The organism is Terrabacter sp. MAHUQ-38 (genome assembly GCF_014518425.1).
In the GTDB taxonomy this organism is placed as follows: domain Bacteria; phylum Actinomycetota; class Actinomycetes; order Actinomycetales; family Dermatophilaceae; genus Terrabacter.
The window spans coordinates 233,707-258,257 of the sequence record NZ_JACVCU010000005.1 but is presented as its reverse complement, the minus strand read 5'-3'; the positions used below and the strand labels follow the sequence as shown (position 1 = coordinate 258,257).

General features: G+C 70.8%; 23 protein-coding genes and 1 tRNA gene. 10 read left to right on the top strand and 14 right to left on the bottom strand.

From position 1 onward, the window contains the following. Window positions 1–32 precede the first annotated feature (32 nt). Both H9I49_RS19225 and H9I49_RS19220 read right to left on the bottom strand, forming a co-directional pair. Window positions 33–1,415: an aspartate aminotransferase family protein gene (locus H9I49_RS19225; RefSeq protein WP_223128922.1), complete on the bottom strand. Its 1,383-nt coding sequence runs from the start codon at window positions 1,413–1,415 to the stop codon at window positions 33–35. Window positions 1,416–1,429: 14 nt separating this feature from the next. Further along, a complete protein-coding gene (locus tag H9I49_RS19220) occupies window positions 1,430–2,932 on the bottom strand; it encodes a CoA-acylating methylmalonate-semialdehyde dehydrogenase (RefSeq protein WP_188031997.1) in 1,503 nt (500 codons plus the stop codon). 60 nt (window positions 2,933–2,992) lie between these two features. On the opposite strand from H9I49_RS19220, the gene H9I49_RS19215 reads away from it, so the two are divergent. Continuing rightward, window positions 2,993–4,345, top strand: coding sequence for a PLP-dependent aminotransferase family protein (locus H9I49_RS19215; protein WP_188031996.1), 1,353 nt, complete (start codon window positions 2,993–2,995; stop codon window positions 4,343–4,345). A gap of 21 nt (window positions 4,346–4,366) precedes the next feature. Here H9I49_RS19215 and H9I49_RS19210 read toward each other — a convergent pair whose 3' ends face one another. Continuing rightward, window positions 4,367–4,744, bottom strand: coding sequence for a DUF5997 family protein (locus H9I49_RS19210; protein ID WP_188031995.1), 378 nt, complete (start codon window positions 4,742–4,744; stop codon window positions 4,367–4,369). Between the two features lie 177 nt (window positions 4,745–4,921). Between H9I49_RS19210 and H9I49_RS19205 the strand changes: the two genes are divergently transcribed. Then, window positions 4,922–5,713, top strand: coding sequence for a LysR substrate-binding domain-containing protein (locus H9I49_RS19205; protein ID WP_188031994.1), 792 nt, complete (start codon window positions 4,922–4,924; stop codon window positions 5,711–5,713). A gap of 9 nt (window positions 5,714–5,722) precedes the next feature. Here the strand turns inward: H9I49_RS19205 and H9I49_RS19200 are convergent, their stop codons facing one another. After that, window positions 5,723–6,430 (bottom strand): HAD family hydrolase, encoded by a 708-nt coding sequence (locus H9I49_RS19200; RefSeq protein WP_370587662.1) that lies wholly within the window; start codon window positions 6,428–6,430, stop codon window positions 5,723–5,725. 4 nt (window positions 6,431–6,434) lie between these two features. Then, a complete protein-coding gene (gene metH / locus H9I49_RS19195; protein ID WP_370587682.1) occupies window positions 6,435–10,214 on the bottom strand; it encodes a methionine synthase in 3,780 nt (1,259 codons plus the stop codon). A 200-nt stretch (window positions 10,215–10,414) separates the two neighbouring features. Here metH and H9I49_RS19190 point away from each other — a divergent pair, with 200 nt between their 5' ends. Continuing rightward, window positions 10,415–11,269, top strand: a complete 855-nt coding sequence (locus H9I49_RS19190; protein ID WP_188031992.1) for a PAC2 family protein — start codon at window positions 10,415–10,417, stop codon at window positions 11,267–11,269. Between the two features lie 79 nt (window positions 11,270–11,348). Here the strand turns inward: H9I49_RS19190 and mshC are convergent, their stop codons facing one another. The 4 genes from mshC to H9I49_RS19170 are packed head-to-tail and all read right to left on the bottom strand — an operon-like array spanning window position 11,349 to window position 14,742. Continuing rightward, window positions 11,349–12,605: a cysteine--1-D-myo-inosityl 2-amino-2-deoxy-alpha-D-glucopyranoside ligase gene (gene mshC / locus H9I49_RS19185; RefSeq protein ID WP_370587661.1), complete on the bottom strand. Its 1,257-nt coding sequence runs from the start codon at window positions 12,603–12,605 to the stop codon at window positions 11,349–11,351. Between the two features lie 54 nt (window positions 12,606–12,659). Next, complete coding sequence (locus H9I49_RS19180) at window positions 12,660–13,466, bottom strand: SCO1664 family protein (protein WP_188031991.1); 807 nt, start codon at window positions 13,464–13,466, stop codon at window positions 12,660–12,662. Then, window positions 13,450–13,992 carry a DUF3090 domain-containing protein gene (locus H9I49_RS19175; RefSeq protein WP_188031990.1) on the bottom strand — a complete coding sequence of 181 codons (543 nt, stop codon included), beginning with the start codon at window positions 13,990–13,992 and terminating at the stop codon, window positions 13,450–13,452. Before H9I49_RS19175 ends, H9I49_RS19180 begins: the two co-directional genes overlap by 17 nt. A 9-nt stretch (window positions 13,993–14,001) precedes the next feature. Further along, a complete protein-coding gene (locus H9I49_RS19170; protein WP_188031989.1) occupies window positions 14,002–14,742 on the bottom strand; it encodes an MSMEG_4193 family putative phosphomutase in 741 nt (246 codons plus the stop codon). A gap of 97 nt (window positions 14,743–14,839) precedes the next feature. Between H9I49_RS19170 and corA the strand changes: the two genes are divergently transcribed. Then, on the top strand, window positions 14,840–15,841 hold the full coding sequence (gene corA / locus H9I49_RS19165) for a magnesium/cobalt transporter CorA (RefSeq protein ID WP_188031988.1): 1,002 nt from the start codon (window positions 14,840–14,842) through the stop codon (window positions 15,839–15,841). Window positions 15,842–15,863: 22 nt separating this feature from the next. Here the strand turns inward: corA and H9I49_RS19160 are convergent, their stop codons facing one another. Both H9I49_RS19160 and H9I49_RS19155 read right to left on the bottom strand, forming a co-directional pair. Further along, window positions 15,864–16,724, bottom strand: a complete 861-nt coding sequence (locus H9I49_RS19160) for an undecaprenyl-diphosphate phosphatase (RefSeq protein WP_188031987.1) — start codon at window positions 16,722–16,724, stop codon at window positions 15,864–15,866. 82 nt (window positions 16,725–16,806) lie between these two features. After that, complete coding sequence (locus H9I49_RS19155) at window positions 16,807–17,886, bottom strand: LLM class F420-dependent oxidoreductase (protein ID WP_188031986.1); 1,080 nt, start codon at window positions 17,884–17,886, stop codon at window positions 16,807–16,809. A 75-nt stretch (window positions 17,887–17,961) separates the two neighbouring features. Here H9I49_RS19155 and H9I49_RS19150 point away from each other — a divergent pair, with 75 nt between their 5' ends. Beyond that, window positions 17,962–18,897, top strand: coding sequence for an aldo/keto reductase (locus H9I49_RS19150; protein WP_188031985.1), 936 nt, complete (start codon window positions 17,962–17,964; stop codon window positions 18,895–18,897). An 11-nt stretch (window positions 18,898–18,908) separates the two neighbouring features. On the opposite strand, the gene H9I49_RS19145 is transcribed toward H9I49_RS19150, so the two are convergent. After that, entirely contained in the window at window positions 18,909–19,340 is a 432-nt protein-coding gene (locus H9I49_RS19145; RefSeq protein WP_188031984.1) for a hypothetical protein, read from the bottom strand. Window positions 19,341–19,491: 151 nt separating this feature from the next. Next, window positions 19,492–20,283, bottom strand: a complete 792-nt coding sequence (locus tag H9I49_RS19140) for an LppX_LprAFG lipoprotein (RefSeq protein ID WP_188031983.1) — start codon at window positions 20,281–20,283, stop codon at window positions 19,492–19,494. Window positions 20,284–20,467: 184 nt separating this feature from the next. On the opposite strand from H9I49_RS19140, the gene H9I49_RS19135 reads away from it, so the two are divergent. Beyond that, a complete protein-coding gene (locus H9I49_RS19135; RefSeq protein ID WP_188031982.1) occupies window positions 20,468–20,653 on the top strand; it encodes a DUF5703 family protein in 186 nt (61 codons plus the stop codon). A 15-nt stretch (window positions 20,654–20,668) separates the two neighbouring features. On the opposite strand, the gene H9I49_RS19130 is transcribed toward H9I49_RS19135, so the two are convergent. Continuing rightward, window positions 20,669–22,015 carry a M20/M25/M40 family metallo-hydrolase gene (locus tag H9I49_RS19130; RefSeq protein WP_188031981.1) on the bottom strand — a complete coding sequence of 449 codons (1,347 nt, stop codon included), beginning with the start codon at window positions 22,013–22,015 and terminating at the stop codon, window positions 20,669–20,671. 153 nt (window positions 22,016–22,168) lie between these two features. On the opposite strand from H9I49_RS19130, the gene H9I49_RS19125 reads away from it, so the two are divergent. The 4 genes from H9I49_RS19125 (at window position 22,169) to H9I49_RS19110 (ending at window position 24,507) form a co-directional block, all read left to right on the top strand. Further along, a tRNA-Leu gene (locus H9I49_RS19125) sits at window positions 22,169–22,255 on the top strand. Window positions 22,256–22,398: 143 nt separating this feature from the next. After that, window positions 22,399–22,920, top strand: coding sequence for a MarR family transcriptional regulator (locus H9I49_RS19120; protein WP_188031980.1), 522 nt, complete (start codon window positions 22,399–22,401; stop codon window positions 22,918–22,920). Next, window positions 22,917–23,726: an ATP-binding cassette domain-containing protein gene (locus H9I49_RS19115; RefSeq protein ID WP_188031979.1), complete on the top strand. Its 810-nt coding sequence runs from the start codon at window positions 22,917–22,919 to the stop codon at window positions 23,724–23,726. The genes H9I49_RS19120 and H9I49_RS19115 overlap by 4 nt, the downstream gene beginning before the upstream one ends. Continuing rightward, a complete protein-coding gene (locus tag H9I49_RS19110) occupies window positions 23,686–24,507 on the top strand; it encodes an ABC transporter permease (protein WP_188031978.1) in 822 nt (273 codons plus the stop codon). Before H9I49_RS19115 ends, H9I49_RS19110 begins: the two co-directional genes overlap by 41 nt. Window positions 24,508–24,551: the final 44 nt, after the last annotated feature.

Here is a 24,551-nt window from a genome sequence, read left to right as displayed (position 1 = left end):
GCGGACGGCATACGCCTCACCCGCGCCGTCGGTCAGGCCGTGAACTCGTCCGCGACGTCGAGCGCCTCGTCGAGCACTGCCAGTCCCTCCTCGACCTCGGCAGCAGTCGTCGTGCACGGGGGCACGACGTGCGTGCGGTTGAAGTGCGTGAACGGCCACAGCCCTCGCTGCTTGCACGCCGCGGCGAAGGCCGTCATCGGTCGCGCGGCCTCGCCGGCAGCGTTGTACGGCACGAGCGGCTCGCGCGTCTCACGGTCGCGGACGAGCTCGACGGCCCAGAAGACGCCCAGTCCTCGCACATCGCCGACGCTCGGGTGCCTCTGCGCGATCTCGCGAAGACGAGGCCCGATGACGTCGGAGCCGAGCGTGCGGGCGTTCTCGATGATCCCCTCGTCGCGGAAGGCGTTGATCGAGGCGACGGCCGACGCGCAGGCCAGCGGGTGTCCGGAGTAGGTGAGCCCGCCAGGAAAGGCCCGCCGGTCGAACGTCGCGCGGATCTCGTCGGAGATCACGACGCCACCGAGCGGCACGTAGCCCGAGTTGACGCCCTTGGCGAAGGTGATCAGGTCCGGTCGAACGCCCCAGCGGTCGACGGCGAACCACTCACCGCAGCGGCCGAATCCGGCCATGACCTCGTCGGCGATGAGCATGATGCCGTGCTCGTCGCACAGGTCGCGCACGCCCTGGAGGTAGCCGTCCGGCGGCACGAGGATGCCGTTCGTGCCGACGACCGTCTCTAGGATGATCGCCGCGATCGTGTGTGCTCCCTCGACCATGATCGTGTCGCTCAGGTGCTGGAGGGCTCGGTCGCGCTCCTGCTCGTCGTTCTCCGAGTGGAAGGCCGAGCGGTAGGTGTAGGGCCCCCAGAAGTGGACGATGCCGGAGAGCCCCGGCTCGGACGGCCAACGACGCGGGTCGCCTGTCAGGGTGATCGAGCCGGCCGTGGCCCCGTGGTAGCTGCGGTACGTCGCGAGCACCTTGTGCCGTCCGGTGTGCAGGCGCGCCAGACGGATGGCGTTCTCGTTGGCCTCGGCGCCGCCGTTGGTGAAGAAGACGGCGGAGAGCCCGTCGGGTGCGACCTCCGTGATGAGGCGCGCCGCCTCGCTGCGCGCGTCGTTGGCGAACGACGGCGCGATGGTGGCGAGGCGCGCGGCCTGTTCCTGGATCGCCGCGACGACCTTCGGGTGGTTGTAGCCGATGTTGACGTTGACGAGCTGGCTGCTGAAGTCGAGGTAGCGCTTGCCCTCGTAGTCCCAGAAGTACGAGCCCTCGGCCCGGGCGATGGGCAGCGGGTCGATGAGGCCCTGGGCTGACCACGAGTGGAAGACATGGGCGCGGTCGAGCGCCCGGACCTGCTCCTCGCTCATCTGGTCGAGCCGGTCCTTGACGACGGTGCGGTGCTCGAGGTCGGTCATGGGTGCTTCCTCTCTCAGCGCGTGCGCGGGAATCCGAGGTCGACCGTGGAGGTGGCGGGGTCGGGCCACCGCTGCGTCACGACCTTCCCGCGCGTGTAGAAGTTGAGGCCCTCGGGGCCGTACATGTGAGTGTCGCCGAAGAGCGAGTCCTTCCAGCCCCCGAACGAGTAGTAGGCGACCGGCACGGGGATGGGCACGTTGATCCCGACCATGCCGACCTCGACCTCGTTCTGGAATCGGCGAGCTGCGCCTCCGTCGCGCGTGAAGATGGTGGTGCCGTTGGCGTACTGGTTGCCGTTGATGAGCGCCAGCCCCTCCTCGTACGTGGTGACGCGCACGACGGAGAGGACGGGGCCGAATATCTCGTCGCGGTAGACCGACATGTCGGGGGTCACGTCGTCGAGCAGCGTCATGCCGAGGAAGAAGCCGTCGGCCGGGACGTCGCCGGTGCGTCCGTCGACGACGACGCGGGCTCCCGCCTCAGCGCCGGCGTCGACGTATCCTGCGACCTTGTCGCGATGCTCGCGCGTGATGAGCGGGCCCATGGCGGTGTCGGCCTCGGCGCCGGGGCCGACCTTGAGGGCCGGCAGGCGCTCGGAGATCTTGGTGACGAGCTCGTCACCGACGTCGCCGACCGCCACGGCCACCGACAGCGCCATGCACCGCTCACCAGCGGCGCCGTATGCCGCGGACACGATGGCGTCGGCGGCCATGTCGACGTCGGCGTCGGGCAGCACGAGGGCGTGGTTCTTCGCGCCCCCGAGGGCCTGGACCCGCTTGCCGTTCGCGGTTCCCCGCTCGTAGATGTACTTCGCGATGGGCGTCGAACCCACGAAGCTCACGGCCGCGATGTCGTCGTGGTCGAGGAGCGCGTCGACGGCCTCCTTGTCGCCGTGGACGACCGTGAAGATGCCGTCGGGCAGACCGGCCTGCTTCCACAGCTCGGCGAGGAAGAGGGCGGCGGAGGGGTCCTTCTCGCTGGGCTTGAGGATGAAGGCGTTGCCGCAGGCGATGGCGTTGGCGCACATCCAGAGCGGCACCATCGCCGGGAAGTTGAAGGGCGTGATGCCCGCGACGACGCCGAGCGGCTGGCGGACGCTGTAGACGTCGACTCCCGTCGCGGCCTGCTCGGAGAAGCCGCCCTTGAGCAGGGCCGGCACCCCCGTGGCGAACTCGACGTTCTCGAGCCCGCGGGCGATCTCGCCTGCGGCATCGGAGAGCACCTTGCCGTGCTCGGCGGTGATGATCGCGGCCAGCTCGTCGGAACCGGCGTGGAGCAGCTCCCGGAAGGCGAAGAGGACCGCGGCTCGCCTGGACAGGGAGGAGGTCCGCCACTCGCGTGCGGCCGCGACGGCCGTCTTGACGGCGTCGTCGATCTCACCCCTCGATGCGAGAGGAACCTCGCCGGTCTGGGTGCCGGTCGCGGGGTCGTACACGGGCGCGGTGCGTCCGGACGTGCCGGGAACGCGCGTGCCGGAGATCCAGTGGTCGATGGGCGTCGGGGAAGGCGTCGTCATGCGGACCAGATTACGTGTCAGGTCTATGCCACACAAAGCCCATATTGCTATGTTACGAACATGCGCGCCGTCATCTCCGCCATCGAAGAGCGTCTCGACGCGCCTACCGCCAAGGGGCTGGCCCAGGCGGTCTCGCGCGCCATCCGCGATGCGACCCTGCTGCCCGGCGACCAGCTTCCCCCGATCCGTCGCGTGGCGGAGGAGCTGATGATGTCGCCCACGACCGTCAGCGCCGCATGGCAGCTGCTCGCCCGGTCGGGCACCATCCGCTCCGACGGGCGGCGTGGCACCACCGTGGCACCCACCACTCGCGGAGGGGAGCGCTACACCCGGGCCCTGCGGCACGAGTCGCCGGTCAGCCTCGACCTGTCGACCGGCATCCCGGACAGTCTCCTGCTGCCGCCGCTGGGGGCTGTGCTCTCGGGGCTCGACGAACCGGCGACACCCACCAGCTACCTCGACGACCCCGTCCTCGAGGAACTTCGTGAGGAGCTGACCCGGGACTGGCCCTACGTGGCGGAGGAGCTGCTGGTCGTCGACGGCGCCATGGACGCGCTCGACCTCGTGACGCGCGCCCTGCTGCGCCCGGGCGACCTCGTCGTGGTCGAGAGCCCCGGCTTCCCGCCCCTGCTCGACCTGCTCGAGGACCGCGGGGTCGAGGTGGTCGGCGTACCCCTCGACGAGACCGGCCTCGACCTCGACCGGGTCGAGAGCCTGCTTCCCCGCCGACCGGCTGCCGTCATCATCCAGCCTCGGGGGCAGAACCCCACGGGCGTGTCGATGTCGCCGACCCGCGCGCGACGTCTCGCCGGGCTGCTCCGAGGTCACGACTGCGTCGTCGTCGAGGACGACTCGAGCGGACCGATCTCGACCTCGGCACCGCTCAGTCTCGGGGTCTGGATCCCCGACCAGGTCCTGCACATCCGCAGCTTCAGCAAGTCCCACGGACCCGACCTGCGCATCGCGGCCCTCAGCGGGCCTTCGGCGCTGGTCGCGCCGGTCCGCCATGCCCGGGCGCTCGGTCAGGGGTGGACGAGCAGGCTCCTGCAACGCGTGCTGGCGGGGCTCCTGCGGGACGAGGAGTGCGTCCGGCGCATCGCGTCCGCCCGGGCGGAGTATGCCCGGCGCCGGGAGCTCGTCGTGACGCGTCTGGCCGAGCACGGCATCGCTGTCTCCGGCACCGACGGCCTCAACATCTGGGTCCCGGTGCGCGACGAGGCAGCGGCCGTGCTGCGCCTCGCCAGCCAAGGCATCGCGGTCACGCCGGGTTCCCCGTTCTCCGTCGAGTCGGTCCCCGGCTCCGAGGGACACGTCCGTGTCACCACCGGGCTCGTGCGCGACGGACATCTCGAGGTGGCCGACCTCATCGCCGCTGCCGCGTCTGCCGGGGCGTGGACGGCCCAGCACCGCTGAGCCGGCGGGCTGCCCTGCGGGTCAGTCGCGCTCGACCTTCTGGGCCTTGAGCCGCGCCTCCTCCGCCCGGACCTGCGCGAAGATGTCGCGCTCGGCCACGAGCCACGGGGGCATCTCGTCGAGGAGCGTCCTGATCTCGTCGGTGGTGAGGTGCTCGCCTGCTCCGGCACGCGCGAGCCCCGAGCCGGAGATGCCGAGCCGGCGAGCCGTCTCCTGCCTCGTGTGCGGGCCGTTGCGCCGCAGCGACGCGAGCCACTCGGGCGGGTCCGCCTGCAGGGCGTTGAGCTCGGCACGGCTCACGGCGCCCTCGCGGAAGTCCTCAGGTGTCTCTGCCAGGAGTACGCCGAGCTTCTTCGCGGCCGTCTGGGGCTTCATGGTCTGCGGTTTCGGCGTGCTCATGCCATCAGGGTAGGGCGTGTCCACGTGTGCTCGCGCCGGCCGCCGTCCCTGTCCGCGCTCCGCGGCCGGGGCGGCGGTCCGTGCGCGGCGGTCCGTGCGCGGCGGTCGCCGTGACGACCGGAGCGCAGGGCGTCGACTAGCCTCGGAGCGACCAGCCCCGACCGCGAAGGCCCACCCATGACGGATGCGTTCCGTATCGAGTTCGTGCCCGGCGTGACGCCCGACAAGTGGCTTCGCGTCTGGGCGCGCCGGATGCCGGACTCGCCAGTCGACGCCGGCCCGGTCGACGACGGCGACGCGCTGAAGCACCTGCGCGAGGGCACTGCCTCGATGGCGTTGCTCCGCCTCCCCGTCGACAAGGACGGGCTGCACGTCATCCCGCTCTACGATGAGATGCCTGTCGTCGTCGTGGCGAAGGAGCACGCCGCGGCGGCGTTCGACGAGGTGGGGGTCGCGGACCTGTCCGACGAGGTGCTGCTCCAGGACCCTGCGGAGGTGCCCGAGTGGGCTCGGGTCGCGACGTCCGAGGCGCGGGAGCGCTCGACGTCGATGCCCCCGATGACGACCAAGCAGGCCATCTCGGTCGTCGCGAGCGGGTCGGGCATCGTCATCGTCCCCCTGTCGGTCGCCCGCCTGCACCACCGCAAGGACGTCGTGCATCGCCCGGTCACCGGCGTGGCACCGTCACACATCGGGCTGGCCTGGCGCGTCGATGACGACGACCCGCGCCTCGAGGCGTTCATCGGCATCGTCCGCGGTCGCACCGAGCGCAGCTCGCGCGGGTCGTCCAGCGACACACCGTCCGGCTCCGCGTCTCCCGGGTCACAGGCATCCCCGCGTGCCGGGTCCGGCGGCGGTCCCGGGAGGACGGCGCGAAACGCCGCTCGGTCCCGGACACAGCGCGCCGGCGGCAAGGGCGGCAAGGGCAGCTCGAGCTCCAGTCGCGGACGCCGCCACGGTCGTCGGTGACCGACCGGCTCAGCGAGCGGGCTGCACGCCGGACACGATCGTGGTGAGGTCGGCCGCGGCCACCCCGGCGAGCGTGTCGATGTGCACCGCGCCCTCGATCTGAGGAACCGGTACGACGTGCGGGATGGCGATGGTCGGCACGCCCGCCGCAGTGGCTGATCGGACGCCGGCCGGAGAGTCCTCGATCGCGACGCACGCACTGGGGTCGGCACCGACGAGGCGGGCGGCTGCGAGGTAGGGCTCGGGGTGGGGCTTGCCGTGGCTCACCTCGTCACCGGTGACGAGTGCATGAAAGGCTCCGTCCGGCAGCTGGCGCACGACCGTGTCGGCCAGCGAGCGCCACGACATCGTCACGAGCAGCGACGGGATGCCCAGCTCGCCGAGCTCGCCGAGCAGCTCGCGTGCGCCGGGACGCCAGGGGATGCGCTTCTCGACGTGCGCGATGACGCGCACCAGGAGCGCGTCGATGACCTCGGGCACCGACAGGTCGATGCCGGACTTGTCGATGATGAGCTGCGCCGAGACCTCCAGAGCGTTGCCGACGAGCTGGTGGGCGAACTCGTCGTTCCACACGCCGCCGTGCGCTGCGACGAGCTCGTGCTCCGCCTCGATCCAGTACGGCTCGGTGTCGACGAGCGTGCCGTCCATGTCCCAGAGCACGGCCGCCGGGTAGGCGGGCACGGCCCTGTCGGGGCTGGCGGTCTGCGAGAGGGTCACCGGGTCAGTCCTCCGGGTCGTAGGCGAGGTTCGCGGACAACCAGCGCTCGGCCTCCGCGAGAGTCCAGCCCTTGCGGTCGGCGTAGTCCTGCACCTGGTCGCGGCCCAGGCGGCCGACGACGAAGTACTGGGACTGCGGGTGCGAGAAGTACCACCCCGAGACCGAGGCACCGGGCGCCATGGCCATGCTCTCGGTGAGCGTGATGCCGGTGTTGTTCTCGACGTCGAGCAGGCGCCACAGGGTCTGCTTCTCCGTGTGCTCGGGGCACGCCGGGTAGCCCGGCGCCGGTCGGATGCCGGCGTACTGCTCCTTGATGAGCGCGACGTTGTCGAGGTGCTCGTCGGGCGCGTAGCCCCAGAACTCCTTGCGGACCCGCTCGTGGAGGCGTTCCGCGAAGGCCTCCGCGAGCCGGTCGGCGAGCGACTCGAGGAGGATCGCGTTGTAGTCGTCGAGGGCGGACTTGAACGCGGCGACCCGTTCGGCGCCGCCGAGTCCGGCGGTCACGGCGAATCCGCCGATCCAGTCTTTCGTGCCCTTCGGGGCGACGTAGTCGGCGAGCGAGCGGTTGGGCACGCCGGCGCGGTGGTCGCCCTGCTGACGCAGGTGGTGGAGCACCGCGACGGGCTCGGTGCGCTCGTCGTCGAGGTAGACCTCGGTGTCGTCTCCGACGGAGTTGGCGGGGAAGAAGCCGATGACACCGTTGGCCTGCAGCCACCGCTCCTCGACGATGCGGTCGAGCATCGCCTGCGCGTCGTCGTAGAGCTTGCGCGCGGCCTGGCCGCTGGCCGGGTTGTTGAGGACGTCGGGGAAGCTGCCCTTCATCTCCCACGCGTTGAAGAACGGCTGCCAGTCGATGTAGCGGCGGAGCTCGCCGAGCGGATAGTCACGGAACACCTTGACGTGCTGGGACGCCCGGCGTGACCGGGTGATGGACGAGACGTCGCGGTCCTGCTGGAGGAGCAGGTGCGGGTGCGGCGGCCGGTAGCCGGACCAGTCGATCTCGGTGCGCCGCTCACGGGCCTGCGCGAGCGGGACCATCGGTCGGTCGTGCTTGGTCGCGTGGCGAGCACGCAGCGCGTCGTAGTCCTCCTTGACCTTGGCCATGAGCTTCGGGCGCAGCTCGTCGCTGAGGAGCGCGGCCGCGGTCGGGACCGAGCGCGACGCGTCCTTGACCCACACCACGGGGCCGTCGTAGCGCTGGTCGACCTTGACGGCCGTGTGCGCCCGCGACGTCGTCGCGCCGCCGATGAGGAGCGGGATGGTCAGGCCCTGACGCTGCATCTCGGCGGCGAAGCCGACCATCTCGTCGAGCGATGGCGTGATGAGGCCGGACAGGCCGATGATGTCGGCGTCGTGCTCCCTGGCCGCGTCGAGGATCTTCTGGGCGGGCACCATGACGCCGAGGTCGATGACCTCGTAGTTGTTGCACTGGAGCACCACGCCGACGATGTTCTTGCCGATGTCGTGGACGTCGCCCTTGACCGTCGCCATGACGATCGTGCCGTTGGTGTCCTTCTGCTTCGCCAGCTCAGGGTCCTTGGCCTTCTCCTCCTCGATGAACGGGATGAGGTAGGCGACGGCCTTCTTCATGACGCGCGCGCTCTTGACGACCTGCGGCAGGAACATCTTTCCGGACCCGAAGAGGTCGCCGACGACGTTCATGCCGTCCATGAGCGGCCCCTCGATGACCTCGATGGGTCGGCCGCCACGCTCCGCGATCTCCGCACGCAGCAGCTCGGTGTCGGCCTCGACGTGCGCGTCGATGCCCTTCACCAGCGAGTGCGTGATCCGCTCGCCGAGCGGAAGGGCACGCCACTCCTCCTCGCTCACCTCGGCGGCCTGCCCTGTCTTGTTGTACTCCTCGGCGATCTCGAGCAGGCGCTCGGCAGCATCCGGCCGACGGTTGAGCACGACGTCCTCGATGCGTTCGCGCAGCTCGGGGTCGACCTCGTCGTAGACGGCGAGCGCTCCGGCGTTGACGATGCCCATGTCGAGGCCGGCCGCGATCGCGTGGTACAGGAAGACGGCGTGGATCGCCTCGCGCACGGGGTTGTTGCCCCGGAAGCTGAACGACACGTTGGAGATGCCGCCGGAGACCTTCGCGCCGGGGAGGTTCTCCTTGATCCACCGTGTCGCCTGGATGAAGTCGAGACCGTACGACGCGTGCTCCTCGATGCCGGTCGCGACGGCGAAGACGTTGGGGTCGAAGATGATGTCCTCGGCGGGGAAGCCGACGTCCTGCGTGAGGATGCGGTACGCCCGTGAGCAGATCTCCTTGCGGCGCTCGAGGGAGTCGGCCTGTCCGTCCTCGTCGAAGGCCATGACGACTGCGGCGGCGCCGTACTTGCGCACGAGGCGGGCGTGCTCGACGAACGCCTCCTCGCCCTCCTTGAGGGAGATCGAGTTGACGATGGCCTTGCCCTGGACGCACTTGAGGCCGGCCTCGATGACCTCCCACTTCGAGGAGTCCACCATGACGGGCACCCGACTGATGTCCGGCTCGCTCGCGACGAGCTTGAGGAAGCGGTCCATGGCCGCGACCCCATCGATCATGCCCTCGTCCATGTTGACGTCGATGACCTGGGCACCGCTCTCGACCTGCTGGGCCGCGACGGAGAGCGCCGTGTCGTAGTCGCCGTCCTTGATGAGCTTGCGGAACCTGGCCGAACCGGTGATGTTGGTGCGTTCGCCGATGTTGACGAAGAGGCTGTCATCGGTGATCGCGAAGGGCTCGAGGCCGGAGAGCCGCATCGCGGGTGCGAGCTCGCCGAACGTCCGCCGCTCCTTGCCGTCGACCGCCTTGGCGATCGCGGCGATGTGCTCGGGTGTCGTGCCGCAGCAGCCGCCGACGAGGTTGACGAGCCCGGCGTCGGCGAACTCGGCGATGATCGCGGCCGTCTCGTCGGGCGCCTCGTCGTACTCACCGAACGCGTTGGGCAGGCCGGCGTTCGGGTAGCACGACACGAACGAGTCTGCGAGACGGGCCATCTCGGCGATGTACGGCCGCATCTCCTTGGCGCCCAGTGCGCAGTTGAGCCCGACGGCGAGCGGCGACACGTGCCGGATGGAGTCCCAGAACGCCTCGGTCACCTGGCCCGACAGCGTGCGCCCGGACGCGTCGGTGATCGTGCCCGACACGACGACGGGCCAGCGGCGGCCCTGCTCCTCGAAGAGCGTCTCGACCGCGAAGATCGCGGCCTTGGCGTTGAGCGTATCGAAGATCGTCTCGATGAAGATGAGGTCGCTGCCGCCGTCGACGAGGCCGCGCGCCGCCTCCAGGTAGGCGGCAACGAGCTGGTCGTAGGTGACGTTGCGCGCCCCGGGGTCGTTGACGTCGGGCGAGATGGAGGCCGTACGCGTCGTCGGCCCGAGCGCGCCCGCGACGTAGCGCGGCCGGTCGGGGGTGCGTTCGGTCATCGCGTCGGCCTCGCGCCGGGCGAGGGCGGCCGCCTCGAAGTTCAGCTCGTAGGCGAGCTCCTCCATGCCGTAGTCGGCGAGGGAGATGGCGGTGGAGTTGAACGTGTTGGTCTCGATGATGTCGGCGCCGGACTCGAGGTACTCGCGGTGGATGCCGGCGATGATCTCGGGCGACGTCAGCGTGAGCAGGTCGTTGTTGCCCTGTACGTCGGTCGGCCAGTCCGCGAAGCGCTCGCCGCGGTAGCCGGCCTCATCGGGACGGTCACGCTGGATCGCCGTGCCCATGGCGCCGTCGAGGATCATGATGCGCTGACCGAGGGTCGTGGTCAGGCTCTCGGTGGCGTCGGGTCGCTGTTGCGGCGACAGGGACAACGTGGCTCCTCTCGGCGGCACGAGGTGCCGTGTGACGGGACCGGCCCGATTCTACGGACCCCACGCGCCGAGCGCGTCGCCGCCCGCACTCCGGTCACCTCACGGTGTCCCGCGGGGCAACTGCGACGCGCCGCGACCCGCAGGTCCTAGGCTGAAGGGGTGGGTGCGAGGGCACCCACGGTGAAGGAGTCGACGTGCTGGAGTTCGAGGACGTGCCGGAGCTGAACGATCCGGTGCTCATCGCTGCCTTCGAGGGCTGGAACGACGCGGGCGAGGCGGCCACGAGTGCCGTCCGTCACCTCGCGGAGGTCTGGGACGCAGAGGTCGTCGCGGCCTTCGACCCCGAGGAGTACTACGACTTCCAGGTCAACCGTCCTCGTGTCTCGCTCGAGGACGGCCGGCGCATGCTCACCTGGCCGACGACGCGCATCCTCGTGGCCACCGAGACCGGCTTCGAGCGCGACGTCGTCCTCGTGCAGGGCATCGAGCCGTCCATGCGCTGGCGCGCCTTCTCCATCGAGCTTCTCGAGCTCGCCGAGCAGCTCGGCGTGACGACCGTCCTCACCATCGGCGCCCTGCTCGCCGACGTGCCGCACACCCGGCCGATCCCCGTCACGGCCACGGCCGACGACGAGGCGGCGATCCACCGCTTCGACGTCGAGGCCTCACGCTACGAGGGCCCCACGGGCATCGTCGGCGTGCTGAGCCACACCGCCACCGACGCCGGCATCCCCACCGTGTCGGCATGGGCGGCGGTCCCGCACTACGCCGGCGCGGCGCCCTCCCCGAAGGCGACGTTGAGCCTGCTGCGCCGCATCGAGTCGCTGCTCGGCGTCACGGTGCCGCACGGCGAGCTCGAGGAGAACGCCCGTGCCTGGGAGCGTGGGGTCGACGAGCTCGCGCAGTCCGACGAGGAGGTCGCCGAGTACGTCCAGTCGCTCGAGGAGGCCCAGGACACCGCCGAGCTGCCCGAGGCGAGCGGCGACGCCATCGCGCGCGAGTTCGAGCGCTACCTGCGCGGCCGCGACGACGACCAGACCGGCCGCTGACCCTGCACCGAGGTCGTATGCCGTGTGGCCCGTCCCACGGGCCGTCAGTGGTGCGAGGGGGCCTTCGGGCGCCGCAGACCTAGATGCGGATCCCGAGCAGCGAGTCGAGAGCCCTCCCGAGGACGCCCGGTGCGCCCGGGTCGTCACCGCCGCGCGTCAACGCCTGGCTCGCCCACCGGTCGATCGCCTCGATCGCCCGCGGGCTGTCGAGGTCGTCGGCGAGGGCGGCGCGGATGTCGTCGACGGTCTGGTCTGCGACGGGGCCGCCGTTGCCGGACAAGGACTTTCGCCACGTCTCGAGCCGCTGCTGCGCGAGCATGAGCTGGTCGTCGTCCCAGATCCAGTCCTGCGAGTGGTGGCGTGAGAGGAGGGCCAGGCGGATCGCCATCGGGTCCACGCCCTCGCGGCGCAGCTGTGAGACGAGGACGAGGTTGCCCTTGCTCTTGCTCATCTTCTCGCCGTCGAGCCCGACCATGCCCTGGTGCACGAAGGCACCGGCGAAGGAGGGCGAGCCGCTGACCGCGCGGCCGTGGGCGGCGCTCATCTCGTGGTGCGGGAAGATGAGGTCGGTGCCACCGCCCTGCACGTCGACGGGGACCCCGAGGTGGTCGAGGGCGAGGCACGAGCACTCGATGTGCCAGCCGGGCCGCCCGGACCCCAGCGAGCCGCCGTCCCACGCGGGCTCGCCCTCCCGGTGGGCGCGCCACAGCAGGGCGTCGAGCCGGTTGCGCTTGCCCTCGCGGCCGGGATCGCCGCCGCGCTCCTCGAAGACCTCGAGCATGGCCGCCTCGTCGAGGTGGCTGACGGTCCCGAAACGCGGGTCCATCGAGACGTCGAAGTAGTAGTCGTGCGCACCCTGTCGTGACGCGTCGGGAGCCGGCACCGCATACGCGAAGCCGTCGGCGACGAGCTTCTCGATGGGTCCGACGAACGTCGGGATGCTCTCGACGGCACCGAGGTACTCGTCGGGCGGGATGACCGCCAGGGCCGTCATGTCCTCGCGGAAGAGCGCGATCTCGCGCGTCGCGAGGTCACGCCAGTCGATGCCGTCCCGGTCGGCCCGCTCGAGCAGCGGGTCGTCGATGTCGGTGATGTTCTGGACGTATCGGACGACGTGGCCGCTGTCGCGCAGGACCCGCCCGAGCAGGTCGAAGGTGACGTACGTGGCGGCGTGACCGAGGTGCGTCGCGTCGTACGGCGTGATGCCGCAGACGTAGAGGGTGACGACCTCGCTGCGCGCGGCCGGGACGAGCTCTCCCGATGCCGTGTCACGGACCCGCACCTCGGGTGCAGTGCCGGGAACCTGCGGGATGAACGGCATCGGCCAGCTTCTCACGCGCAGACTCTATCCCGGCGTGGGGACGCAGGTTTCGACCGGTCAGCGGCGTGGTCAGAGGGGCGGCCAGGGCACCGCCGGCCAGTCGTGGCTCGGGAAGGGATGCACGCCCTCGGCGAGGAGCCGGGCGACCCGGGCCCCGAGGGCGTCGACGTCGGCCTCGGGAAGCAGCGCGAGCAGGCGGTCGCGGGACGCGTCCTCGGCCAGCGCGCGCCGCAGCCGCGTGAGGCGAGCGACGTCGGCCTCGGCGAGGGGCTCCCCCGCCCAACCCCACAGCACCGTGCGCAGCTTCGGGGTCGGCGAGAAGGTCACCCCGTGGTCGATGGCCCACAGCCGCCCGGTGCCGTCGCGCAGGCAGTGCGACCCCTTGCGGTCGGAGTTGTTGAGCGCCGCGTCGAGGACGACGAGCGAGCGCACGTCGTCGGCGCCGGAGTGGACGACGGTCACGGCCCCTCCCGGGGTCTCGCCGTCGAAGACGGCTCGCCAGCCGTCGGGCGTGCGCCCCTCGGGCACGAGGTCCACGACGACGTCGTCGGCCACGGGGTCGAACGGGTCACCGATCCACAGCTGCACCGACCCCGGGCCCAGTGGGCCGTCGCGCATCACCGTGGGAGGCACGACGTCCCAGCCGCCCAGCTCGGAGACGACACAGGCGGCCACCTCGCGGCCGGCCAGGGTGCCGTCCGGGAAGTCCCAGAGGGGCCGCTCGCCCCGAACCGGCTTGTAGATGACGTGGCCACCGGGCAGTGTCGAGACCCGCGCGACGACCGCGAGGTTCGAGGAGTCGGTGATGCGGCCGAGGATCTCGATCTCGCCGGTCAGGTCGACCGGCGACGGGGTCGCGTCAGCGCTTGTAGCCATTGGCCCGCGGGCAGATGTGGCCCGTGGGGTCGAGCGGGTTGCCGCAGAACGGGCACGGCGGGCGCCCGGCGGCGACGAGCGCGCTGGTGCGTCGCGCGAAGGCACGTGCGTCCGCCGGGCCCAGCGCCACGCGGATCGAGTTGCGTGCGAGCGGGCCGACCTCGTCGGTGTCCTCGTCGACCTCGTCCGGGTCGTGGTCGTGGCACTCGATGACGAGCTTCTGCCGGTCCTCGTCCCAGGCGAGCGACAGCGTCTGCACGCGCCAGTCCTCGTCGAACGGCGTCTGGAGGGGGTCGGTGTCCTCCGGGGCTCCCCCGGGCTCGCCGGGCTCGACGGCAGCGGCGGGCGCGAGCTGGTCGAGCACGTCGTTGATGCGGTCGGCGAGGATGGAGACCTGCTGCTTCTCGACCGCGACGGTGACGACGACGGGGCCCGAGATCGCCTGCAGGTAGAAGGCCCGCTGGCCGGCGGGGCCGACCGTCCCGGTGACGAACCGGTCAGCGGGATCGAAGTCCTGGACCGTCATGCGTCGACCCTATCCGACGACGTCCGGCGTCTCGGACGTGCCGGCGCCGCCGCCGACGACGGCGTCGCCTTCCTCTGCCGTGGGCCTCTCGGGCGGCCGCAGCCCGCCGAGGTCGCCCCCGACGTCGTTGAGCCGCAGCACGAACGGCTTGCGGCTCGTGTAGCGCACGACGCTGACGGAGGCGGGGTCGACGTTGATCCGCTGGAAGTCGTCGAGGTGTGCTCCCGTGGCGTGCGACAGGATCGACTTGATCACGTCGCCGTGCGAGACGGCCACCCAGACGGCGTCCTTGCCGTGCGCCGCGAGGATCCGCTCGTCGATCTCGCGGACGGCGCGCAGGGCGCGGTCCTGCATCTCCACCATCGACTCCGCAGGGTATGCCGCCGAGTCGGGGAAGCGCGCCTCGCTGGGCCGGTCCTGCACGACCTTCCAGAGCTCCTCCTTCGCCAGCTCGGCGATCGGGCGCCCGGTCCACGCGCCGTAGTGGCACTCTCCGAGGCCGGCGTGCACGCTGCGGCGCACGTGCTCCGGGAGCGGGGCGGCGAGCAGGTCGGCGGTCTGCAGGCACCGGTCGAGCGGGGAGCTGACGACCTCGGCGATCGGCAGGACGGCTGAGGCGAGCCGGTGGCCGACGGCGGCAGCCTGCGCCTCGCCCGTCTCGTCGAGGAAGACGCCGGGCATCCAGCCGGCGAGAGTGCCGGCTGTGTTGGCGCTCGAGCGGCCGTGGCGCACGAAGATCACGGTGGGCACGGCCGCCAGCCTAGACGCGGAGCCCGGCCGGGCGGCATCCGCCGCGTCGACGGGCAGCAACCGACGGCTCCCAGCCGGGCGTGGTGAAGTAGGGGGTGTGATCGTGGACAAGGCCATCTACCGCAACGGCCGACGCCAGGGATGCGGCGACCTCAGCGACGAGCTCGACGTGCTCCGGCTGGCCCAGGACGGGTTCCTGTGGATCGGCCTCAAGGACCCCACGGACGAGGAGTTCGACCTCGTCAACGAGGAGCTGCACCTGCACCCGCTCGCCGTCGAGGACGCCGTCAACGGGCATCAGCGCGCGAAGATCGAGCAGTACGAGACGTCGACGTTCGTCGTGCTCAAGACGCTGCGCTACGTCGATGCCACGAGCGACATCGTCACGGGCGAGGTGATGCTCTTCATCGGCGACCATTTCGTCGTCACCGTGCGCCACGGGGAGGGCAACCCGCTCGCAGGCGTGCGCCAGCGGCTCGAGGGCGACGCCGCCCGGCTCGACCACGGCCCGATGACCGTGCTGCACGCCGTCATGGACTCGGTCGTCGACAACTACCTCGTCGTCGACCGTGAGGTCCGCAAGGACCTCGAGCAGATCGAGGAGGAGGTCTTCGCCTCCGAGCTGGGCGGCGACGCGAACACCATCTACCGGCTCAAGCGTGAGGTGCTCGAGTTCCGGAGGGCGAGCCAGCCGCTCGCCGACACGCTGGCCCAGTTCATGGAGCGCGGTCGCGGACGCGCACTGGCCGACGAGATCATGCCGTTCTTCCGCGACGTCGCCGACCACCTGCGTCTCATCAACGACCACGTCGAGTCCTACGACCGGTTGCTCACGGATGTCCTCTCCGCGCACCTGGCGAGCGTGTCGGTCAAGCAGAACGCCGACATGCGCCGGATCTCGGCCTGGGTCGCCATCGCGGCCGTGCCGACGATGATCGCCGGCATCTACGGGATGAACTTCGAGCACATGCCGGAGCTGACGGCGAGCATCCACGTCGGCAGCGGCGAGTTCCAGTACGGCTACTTCCTCGTGCTCGCCGTCATGGCCTCGGCCTGCGTCGGGCTCTACCGCGCCTTCAAGCGGTCCGGCTGGCTGTAGCGCCGCGGCCGGTGCCCGAGAGTCAGGTCGCGGTGATGAGGTTGGCGGCGAGGACGCCGGCGAGCACCACACCCAGGACGACGCGGTACCAGACGAACGGCAGCAGGCTGTTGCTCGCGACGAACCTCAGCAGCCACGCGATCGACGCGTACGCGACGACGAAGGCGACGACGAGGCCCACGGCCACCGGGCCGATGCCGAGTGCGGAGAGTCCGTCCTTCTCCTCGGCCGCCTGGAAGAGCCCGGCGGCCGTGAGCGCGGGAATGGCGAGGAAGAAGCTGAGGCGGGTGGCCGTGACCCGGTCGATGCCGCGGGCGATGCCGGCGGAGATCGTCGCGCCCGAGCGTGACACGCCGGGGACGAGCGAGAAGCACTGGACGAGGCCGAGCACGATGCCGTCGACGGGCTTCACCGAGTGCTCGCCACGCAGCTCGCCACGGCGCTCGTAGCGCGTGTGCACCCGCTCGGCCGCGACCATGACAACGCTCCACGCGACCAGCGCGCCGGCGACGACCCACAGGCTGCGCAGCGGCCCCGAGATGAGGTCACGTCCGACGAAGCCGACGACGCCGACCGGGAGGGAGCCGATGACGACGGCCCATGCGAGCCCGTAGTCGGGGTCCTCCCGGGCATCCGGGCTCAGGAGACCGCGGAACCACGCGGCGGCGAAGCGCACGATGTCCTTGAAGAAGTAGAGGAGCGTCGCCGCGATGGCGCCGAGCTGGATGACGGCCGTGTACGCCGTCACGGCGAGGTCGCTCACCTCGAGCCCCAGCAGCTTCTCCGTGATGGTCAGGTGGCCGGTCGACGAGACCGGGAGGTACTCGGTCAGACCTTCGACGACGCCGAGGATGACGGCGTCGAGGTAGCTGAGGTCAGGCATGGGTCAGGTGAGCCTTCTGCGCGGGGGACGGGACCGGCCGCTCCCCCGACGGGTCCGCGGCCACTCGGCACAATGTCGCACCCTATCCGGACCGTTCGCTGGGAGGCCGGAGGCCCCCGATGCTCGCCACGACCTGCAGGGTGGTGAGCGCCTGGTCGCGGGTCATACCCCCGCCGACCGCGACCGCGAGTGTCGTGACGCCGGCGGCCTCGTAGCGACCGAGACGCTTCGCAACACGTTCCGGCGAGCCGAGCAGCGCCGTCTCGTCGATGAACTCGAGTGGCACCGCCGCTGCCGCCTCGCGGTGGCGACCGGCGAGGTAGAGGTCCTGGATGCGCGCGGCGTCCTCCTCGAACCCCATCCGGCACGCGAGCTGGTTGTAGAAGTTCTGCTCACGCGAGCCCATGCCGCCGATGTAGAGGGCGCAGTAGTCGCGCACGTGGTTCGCGGCATCCTCGACGTCCTCCACGAGGACGACCGGGGTCGTGGCGACGACGTCGAAACCGGCCATCGGGTCGTCGACAGGTCCTCGCGCCCCGCGGCGTCGACCCGTCTCGAGCGTCGAGAGCAGGTCTGCTGCGTGGTCGGGGCTGAAGAAGATCGCGAGCCAGCCGTCCGCGATCTCACCGGTGAGCTCGAGGTTCTTCGGCCCCACGGCGGCGAGGTAGACGGGGATGTCGGGCCGCACGGGCCGCGCCGACAGCTTGAGCGCCTTGCCGGGGCCTCCGGGCAATGGCAGCGGGTAGTGGGGACCGGCATGGCTCACCGTGTCGCGGCGCACCGCGGCCCGCACGATCTCGACGTAGTCGCGAGTACGGGCCAGCGGGCTGCGGAACGGCACGCCGTGCCAACCCTCGCTGACCTGCGGGCCCGACACCCCGAGTCCGAGCCGGAAACGCCCACCGGACATCGTGTCGATGGTCGCCGCCGTCATCGCCGTCATCGCCGGCGTGCGGGCAGGGATCTGCATCACCGCCGAGCCGAGGCCGACGTGCTCGGTGAGCGCTCCGACCCAGGCGAGCATCGACGGACTGTCGGAGCCGTACGCCTCCGCCACCCACACGCTGTCGTAGCCCAGCCGGTCGGCGGCCTGCGCCACCGCGACCTGGTCAGGCCCCGTCGTTCCACGTCCCCAGTAGCCGAGATTCACGCCGATCCTCATGGAGCGCAGGCTATCGGCGCCCCGACCGACGTGGCGGCGGCGCGAGACGCGACATGGGCCACTACCGTTCGGGGCATGCGCAGGCGTCTCGGCTCGTCCGGTCTCACGGTCACACCGCTCGCCCTCGGGACCATGCTGTGGGGCAACGCCGTGGACCGTCACGAGGCCGGTGACCACCTGCGCGCCTTCGTGCAGGCGGGCGGCAACCTCGTCGACACGGCATACGGCTACGGCGGCGGCGACGCCGAGACGATCCTCGGTGGCCTGCTCGACGGCACGATCCCCCGGGATGACATCGTCATCTGCACGAAGGCCGGGATCTCCCGGGCCGGGGGCGAGCGGCGTGTCGACGTGTCACGACGCGGACTCATGGCCCAGCTCGACACGTCGCTGCGCCGCCTCGGCACCGACCACGTCGACCTGTGGCTCGTGCACACGTGGTCGGACGAGGTTCCGCTCTCCGAGACGCTGTCCGCTCTCGAGTGGGCGGCGACGTCGGGCCGGGCCCGCTACGTAGGGGTGTCCAACTACTCCGGGTGGCAGTCGGCGCGCGCCTTCAGCCTGCTCGAGTCGGCGCGGATCCCCTTGGTGGCCAACGAGATCGAGTACTCGCTCGTACGCCGTGACCCCGAGGACGAGGTCGCCCCGGCCGCGACGGCCCTGGGCTTCGGGCTGCTGCCGTGGTCGCCATTGGGACGCGGCGTGCTGACGGGCAAGTACCGCAACGGCATCCCGTCGGGGTCGAGGGCGGCCTCGCCCGACTTCCCCGGCTTCGCCGAGCGATTCCTCGACGAGCACACGACGCGCGTGACCGATGCGGTCACGATGGCCGCGCGCGGCCTCGGGGCCAAGCCCGCAGAGGTCGCGCTCGCATGGGTCCGTGACCGCCCGGGCGTGGCGGCCCCGATCGTCGGTGCGCGCACCTCGGCGCAGCTGCGGTCAGCCCTCGCGAGCCTCGAGCTGTTGCTGCCGGCGGAGATCGTGGCGGCCCTGGACGACGTCTCCGCCTGACGAGCCGGCTCTCAGGTGCGGGCGCCGGCTCCGTCGGTGACGTCGTCGTCGAAGTCGATGTCGTCGTCCTCGTCGTCCTCGTCGTCCTCGTCGTCCTCGTCGTCGTCGTCCTCGTCGTCGTAGTCCTCGTCGTCCTCGTCGTCCTCGTCGTCCTCGTCGTCGTCCTCGACGTAGTCGTCGGAGTCGAGCCCGGCGTAGACGCGCCCCTCCGTGCCGTCCTCGTCCTCGTGGCCGTCGAAGTCGTCGCCGTAGATCGCGAGCGGGGTCGCGACCTCGGTCGCCTCGTAGAGCGCCTCGTCGTAGTCGTCGAAGGCCTCCGCGAGGTCCTGCGCGGCCGCCATCACCATCGGGTGGTCTGGGTCTCGGCTCGCGTTCGCGGCCTCGAAGTGGCGCTCGAGGGCGGCGATGAGCTGCTCGAGGGCGGAGCGCGGGTCCACGGTCATGTATCGACCGTAGTCGACCCACGCGAACCAGAGAACCGATTGGGCACGGCGAAACGCCCACGGAACGTGGCGGTCCCGCAGCGAGCCGAGCTCGCTGCGGGACCGTTCACGCGTGGTTGGCGGGTCGTTCACCCGCGCCGGACGGGGTGCGTCACATCGGCGCCTTGACGGTGTCGGCAGCCGCGGGAGCGGTGATGTCGACGGGCTCGCCGTACTTGCTCATCGTCATCTCCGCCGTGACCCCCGACAGCTTGAAGGTGACCTTGCGCAGCTGGTCCTTCTCGTCGAGCCACGCGGTGTAGAGGATCGTGTCGGGCAGCTTGGTGCCGCTGTCGGTGGGCAGCTGGTCGGCCATCGCCTTGGTGTCGAGCGTCAGGTCGTACTTGTACGCCTTGACCCCGTCGACGGTGTCCTCGCCCACGTACTTCACGTCGGTGAGGGCTGCCCCGAACTGGTCGTACATCTTGGTCGGGTCGGCCTGGTCGAGCGCCTCGGAGAGCTGCTTGCCCATCGTGGAGTTGCTGTCGATGACGGCCCACTTCCCGGCGGCGATGCCGGGGAAGCCCTTCATGTAGACCTTCTTCCCGACGAGGATCATGTCGAGCTTCATGGACGAGCCCATGTCCATGCTCATCTTCATGGCCGGGTTGTTCGCGTCGACCTTGGTGTCACCGCTGATGTTGATCTTCTGGCCGGCGGCGTCCATGGCCATCGTGACGTGCGCCGTCGTCGCATTCTTGCCGGCGGCCTTCATCGCGGCGACGAACGACGCCTTGTCCTTGTACGGCTGTCCGGCAGCCGGGGCCTCGCTCGTCGTGGTGGCGCCGCTGGACTGGGTCTGGCCCGCGGGGGCGGGGGTCTCGCTCTTCCCGCAGGCGGCGATGCCGAGCACGGCCGGAAGGACGATGACCGCTGCCGCGGTACGGCGGATGTTCCATTTCATGTGTGTGACCTCCTGGGCCCTCGACGCCGGGCTGGGCCAGGCGGTTCCCCCTGCACGACGCGCCGCAGCACCTGGCGGTTGGCGGCGGCGGTCGGATGACGCCTCGACGGTACCGTGACGACCTGACGCCGACACACGGCATACGGTCTCTTTGCTGTCACGGTTGGTGCCAGAATGGATCGCGATGACGGATTACGAGTACCGGGTCCTGACGTTCGACCGCCACACGTCCAAGGCCCAGGCGCGGCAGGCGGTGCGTGAGCACGCCGAGTACGGCCGCTGGGAGCTCGCCCGGACCGTGATCTACGAGGGCGGGGTGCGGCGGATGTGGCTGCGCCGCAGGATCATGCGCGTCGAACGCACGGCCTGACGCCGGCCGGGCTGGTCAGCAGGTTCGCAGGAAGTCGCGGAGCACCCGCGCCCCGAAGCGCAGCGAGTCGACCGGGACGCGCTCGTCGATGCCGTGGAACATCGGCGCGAAGTCCAGGTCGGCAGGCAGGCGAAGGGGGGCGAAGCCGTAGCCGTTGATGCCCAGACGACCGAGCGCCTTGTTGTCGGTGCCCCCGGAGAGGCAGTACGGCAGGACGGCTGCGGTCGGGTCCTCGCGCAGCAGCGACTGCTTCATCGCCTCCACGAGGTCGCCCGAGAAGGGCGCCTCCAGGGCGACGTCGCGGTGGACGACCTCGACCTCGACGTGCTCGCCGGCGAGCTCTCGGATCGTGTCCATGAGGACGTCCTCGTGGCCCGGCAGGAAGCGGCAGTCGACGGCAGCCGTCGCGGACTGTGGGATCACGTTGTGCTTGTACCCCGACTCGAGCATCGTCACGTTGGCGGTGTCGCGCAGCGTGCCGCGCACGAAGCCCTGGGCACCGCCGAGGGCCGCGAGGAGGGGCTCGAGGTCATCGCCCGCGGAGGAGATGCCGCTCATCGTGCCGAGCGAGTCGAGCAGCTCGCGCACCGACGCGATGTACTCGCGCGGCCACTCGTGGGCGGCGATCCGGCCGATCGCGGCCGCGAGGCGGACGATCGCGTTCTCGTCGTTCGGGACCGAGCCGTGCCCGGCACGACCGTGGGCGTGCAGACGCAGCCAGGCGATGCCCTTCTCGGCGGTCTGGAGGAGGTACGCGCGCTGGTCACCCTGGGCTGTCGGCACCGTGACGCTGAAGCCGCCGACCTCGCTGATCGCCTCGGTGACGCCCTCGAACCAATGCGGGTGGTGGTCGACGAGCCAGTGGCTGCCGAACGTGCCGCCGGCCTCCTCGTCGGCGAAGAACACGAAGGTCGTGTCGCGCGCGGGCTTCGTGCCGCAGCGGGCGAAGTGTCGGATGTTCGCAAGGATCATGGCGTCCATGTCCTTCATGTCGACCGCACCCCGACCCCAGATGCAGCCGTCGCGCTCCTCGGCAGCGAACGGGTCGACCTGCCAGTCGGCCGCATTCGCCGGGACGACGTCGAGGTGGCCGTGGACGGCGAGCCCGGGTCGGGACGAGTCCTTCCCTTCCAGCCGCACGACGACAGTGGCGCGGCCCGGCTCGCTCTCGAGAAGGGTGCCCTCGAGGCCGACCTCGGCGAGCTCGTTCATGACGTACTCGGCCGCTTTGCGCTCCCCCGGGCCGGACCCGTCCCCGTAGTTGGACGAGTCGATGCGGATGAGCTCGGCGCAGATCCGCGCTACCTCGTCCTCCGGGGTCGGTGCGGGGTTCACGGACCGGTCTGCGTCGTCGTGGCTCATGCGGATCAGCGTATGCCGCCACGGCCGCCCGTCGTCCGTGCGGGGCGGTCGCAGGGCTGGGCCGGCAGGACCTGCCGTTTGGTCTTTTGGTCGGCCTCCGTGCTAACGTTTCGCCTCGCCGCAAGGGTTTCCCAGGAGCCCTTTGCACACCTTGTCGGGGTGGCGGAATGGCAGACGCGCTAGCTTGAGGTGCTAGTGCCCTTAACGGGCGTGGGGGTTCAAGTCCCCCCCTCGACACCACGAGACCCCCGGGTTCCTGCAGGTCAGGAGCCCGGGGGTCTTCTCGTTCCCTGAGGTCGCACCACGCGCGCGGCCGCGGCTGGACGTCTGCCGAATCGGTCTCGCAGCTAGCCACACCTCTGCGACAGACGTAATCTTCGAGCGTGGACGATGACAGCGTGGTGGACCTGGCCGACGACCTCTACGACGTGATCGGGCTGCTCCGGCGCCGGTCGCGGCGTCTCGTGGGCGCTCCCCTGCCCGAGCTGGCGCTCTCAGGTGCGCAGCTGGAGCTGGTGCGCGTCGTGCGACGCAACCCCGGCGTCGCGGTCGCCGAGGCGGCACGCGTGCTGGGCCTCGCTCCCAACACGGTCTCGACGCTCGTCGGGCAGCTCCTCGCACTCGGGGTGCTCGAGCGCGAGCGCGACGACCAGGACCGCAGGGTGGCCAGGCTGGACCTGACCCCGTCGGCCCGGAGCGGGCTCGAGCAGTGGCGGGACCGACGCGCCCAGGCGACCGCGAGCGCGCTGGCGGGCCTCACCAGTGCGGAGCGCTCACGCCTTGCGGCGGCCCTCCCGACGATCGCCCGCATCGCCGCCGACCTGCTTGAGCCGACCGACGCCGTCGTCCACGAGTCCGATGGGTCAGGGCCGCGTGCCGAGCCCGAGCCGGTGATGCGGCCGTGACGTCGGCCGTCGACATCCGAGGGCTGTCCTACAGCTTCGGGTCGCACCGCGCGGTCGACGACCTGGCCCTGGCGATCGAGCCGGGTGAGTGCTTCGGGTTGCTCGGGCCCAACGGCGCCGGCAAGACGACCACGATCCGCCTGCTCAACACCTTGCTGCCGCTCCAGGCCGGCGACGTCGCGATCTTCGGGCGCTCCGTGCGCACCCACGCCATGCTGGTGCGGCGCCTGATCGGCTACGTGCCGCAGCAGCTCTCGATCGAGGGTGACTTGACGGGCCGCGAGAACGTCGAGTGGTTCGCCCGGCTCTTCGACGTGCCGCGGCGCGAGCGGAACGCACGCGTCGACGAGGTGCTCGACATGGTCAACCTCCGCGGCGACCAGTCGCGGCTCGCGTCGACGTACTCCGGGGGGATGGTCCGCCGTCTCGAGCTCGCGCAGGCACTCGTCAACCGCCCGGCGCTGCTCGTGCTGGACGAGCCGACCGTGGGGCTCGACCCCGTCGCGCGTGACAGCGTGTGGCGTCGGGTCGCGCAGATGCAGAGGGACCACGACATGACGGTCCTGCTCACGACGCACTACTTGGAGGAGGCCGACGCGCTCTGCGACCGCGTCGCGCTCATGCACAAGGGCGCCCTGCGTGCCCTCGGCGCGCCCGACGACCTCAAGGCGGCGGCGGGCGTCCACGCAACCCTGGAGGACGTCTTCCGGCACCACACCGGCGAGACCCTCGACGAGGCCGACGCCGAGAAGGGAGGCCTGCGCGGTGTCCGAGCCACGCGTCGAACCGCCCGCCGTCTGGGCTGACCGGCAGACCCGCTCGCGGGCCGGGCTGCTCGTCGCGCGCATCGGCACGTTCTGCCTCGTCGAGCTGCAGAAGCTTCGCCACGACCGCAGCGAGCTCGTCACCCGCGCCGTCCAGCCGGTCCTCTGGCTCGTCATCTTCGGCACCACCTTCAGCCGGGTCAGAGCCATCCCGACGGGCGACATCCCGTACCTCGACTTCCTCGCGCCGGGGGTCATCGCGCAGTCGGCCCTGTTCGTCGCGATCTTCTACGGCATCCAGATCATCTGGGAGCGCGATGCCGGCGTGCTGACGAAGCTGCTGGTGACGCCGACGCCGCGTGCCGCTCTTGTGGCCGGCAAGGCGTTCGCGGCGGGAGTCCGGTCCGTGGCTCAGGCCGTCATCGTCATCGTCGTCGCCGCCGTCATGGGAGTCGCCCTGACGTGGAACCCGCTGCGGCTGCTCGGTGTCTTGGTCGTCGTCATGCTCGGTGCGGCGTTCTTCTCCTGCCTGTCGCTCAGCATCGCCGGCGTCGCCCTGCGCCGCGACCGGCTCATGGGTATCGGGCAGGCCATCACCATGCCGCTCTTCTTCGCCTCGAACGCGCTGTACCCCATCGAGATGATGCCGGGCTGGCTCAAGGTCATCAGCCACGTCAACCCCCTCACCTACGAGGTGTCCGCCCTGCGCGGGCTGCTGCTCGGCACGCCGACGAACTACTGGGTCGACGCCGGAGTCCTCGTCGGCAGTGCGGTCGCCGGGATCGTCTGCGCCGCGGCCCTCATCGGACGCCTGGCCCGCTGACGCCCTCCTCCCTCGCGCGGACTGCCTGACCGTACGCTGTGCCG

Excerpts from the sequence above, each read along its gene's own strand:
- H9I49_RS19225 (WP_223128922.1), bottom strand. The coding sequence starts at position 1,415 with ATGACCGACCTCGAGCACCGCACCGTCGTCAAGGACCGGCTCGACCAG.
- H9I49_RS19220 (WP_188031997.1), bottom strand. The coding sequence starts at position 2,932 with ATGACGACGCCTTCCCCGACGCCCATCGACCACTGGATCTCCGGCACG.
- H9I49_RS19215 (WP_188031996.1), top strand. The coding sequence starts at position 2,993 with ATGCGCGCCGTCATCTCCGCCATCGAAGAGCGTCTCGACGCGCCTACC.
- H9I49_RS19210 (WP_188031995.1), bottom strand. The coding sequence starts at position 4,744 with ATGAGCACGCCGAAACCGCAGACCATGAAGCCCCAGACGGCCGCGAAG.
- H9I49_RS19205 (WP_188031994.1), top strand. The coding sequence starts at position 4,922 with ATGACGGATGCGTTCCGTATCGAGTTCGTGCCCGGCGTGACGCCCGAC.
- H9I49_RS19180 (WP_188031991.1), bottom strand. The coding sequence starts at position 13,466 with ATGGCTACAAGCGCTGACGCGACCCCGTCGCCGGTCGACCTGACCGGC.
- H9I49_RS19175 (WP_188031990.1), bottom strand. The coding sequence starts at position 13,992 with ATGACGGTCCAGGACTTCGATCCCGCTGACCGGTTCGTCACCGGGACG.
- H9I49_RS19160 (WP_188031987.1), bottom strand. The coding sequence starts at position 16,724 with ATGCCTGACCTCAGCTACCTCGACGCCGTCATCCTCGGCGTCGTCGAA.
- H9I49_RS19155 (WP_188031986.1), bottom strand. The coding sequence starts at position 17,886 with ATGAGGATCGGCGTGAATCTCGGCTACTGGGGACGTGGAACGACGGGG.
- H9I49_RS19150 (WP_188031985.1), top strand. The coding sequence starts at position 17,962 with ATGCGCAGGCGTCTCGGCTCGTCCGGTCTCACGGTCACACCGCTCGCC.
- H9I49_RS19145 (WP_188031984.1), bottom strand. The coding sequence starts at position 19,340 with ATGACCGTGGACCCGCGCTCCGCCCTCGAGCAGCTCATCGCCGCCCTC.
- H9I49_RS19140 (WP_188031983.1), bottom strand. The coding sequence starts at position 20,283 with ATGAAATGGAACATCCGCCGTACCGCGGCAGCGGTCATCGTCCTTCCG.
- H9I49_RS19135 (WP_188031982.1), top strand. The coding sequence starts at position 20,468 with ATGACGGATTACGAGTACCGGGTCCTGACGTTCGACCGCCACACGTCC.
- H9I49_RS19130 (WP_188031981.1), bottom strand. The coding sequence starts at position 22,015 with ATGAGCCACGACGACGCAGACCGGTCCGTGAACCCCGCACCGACCCCG.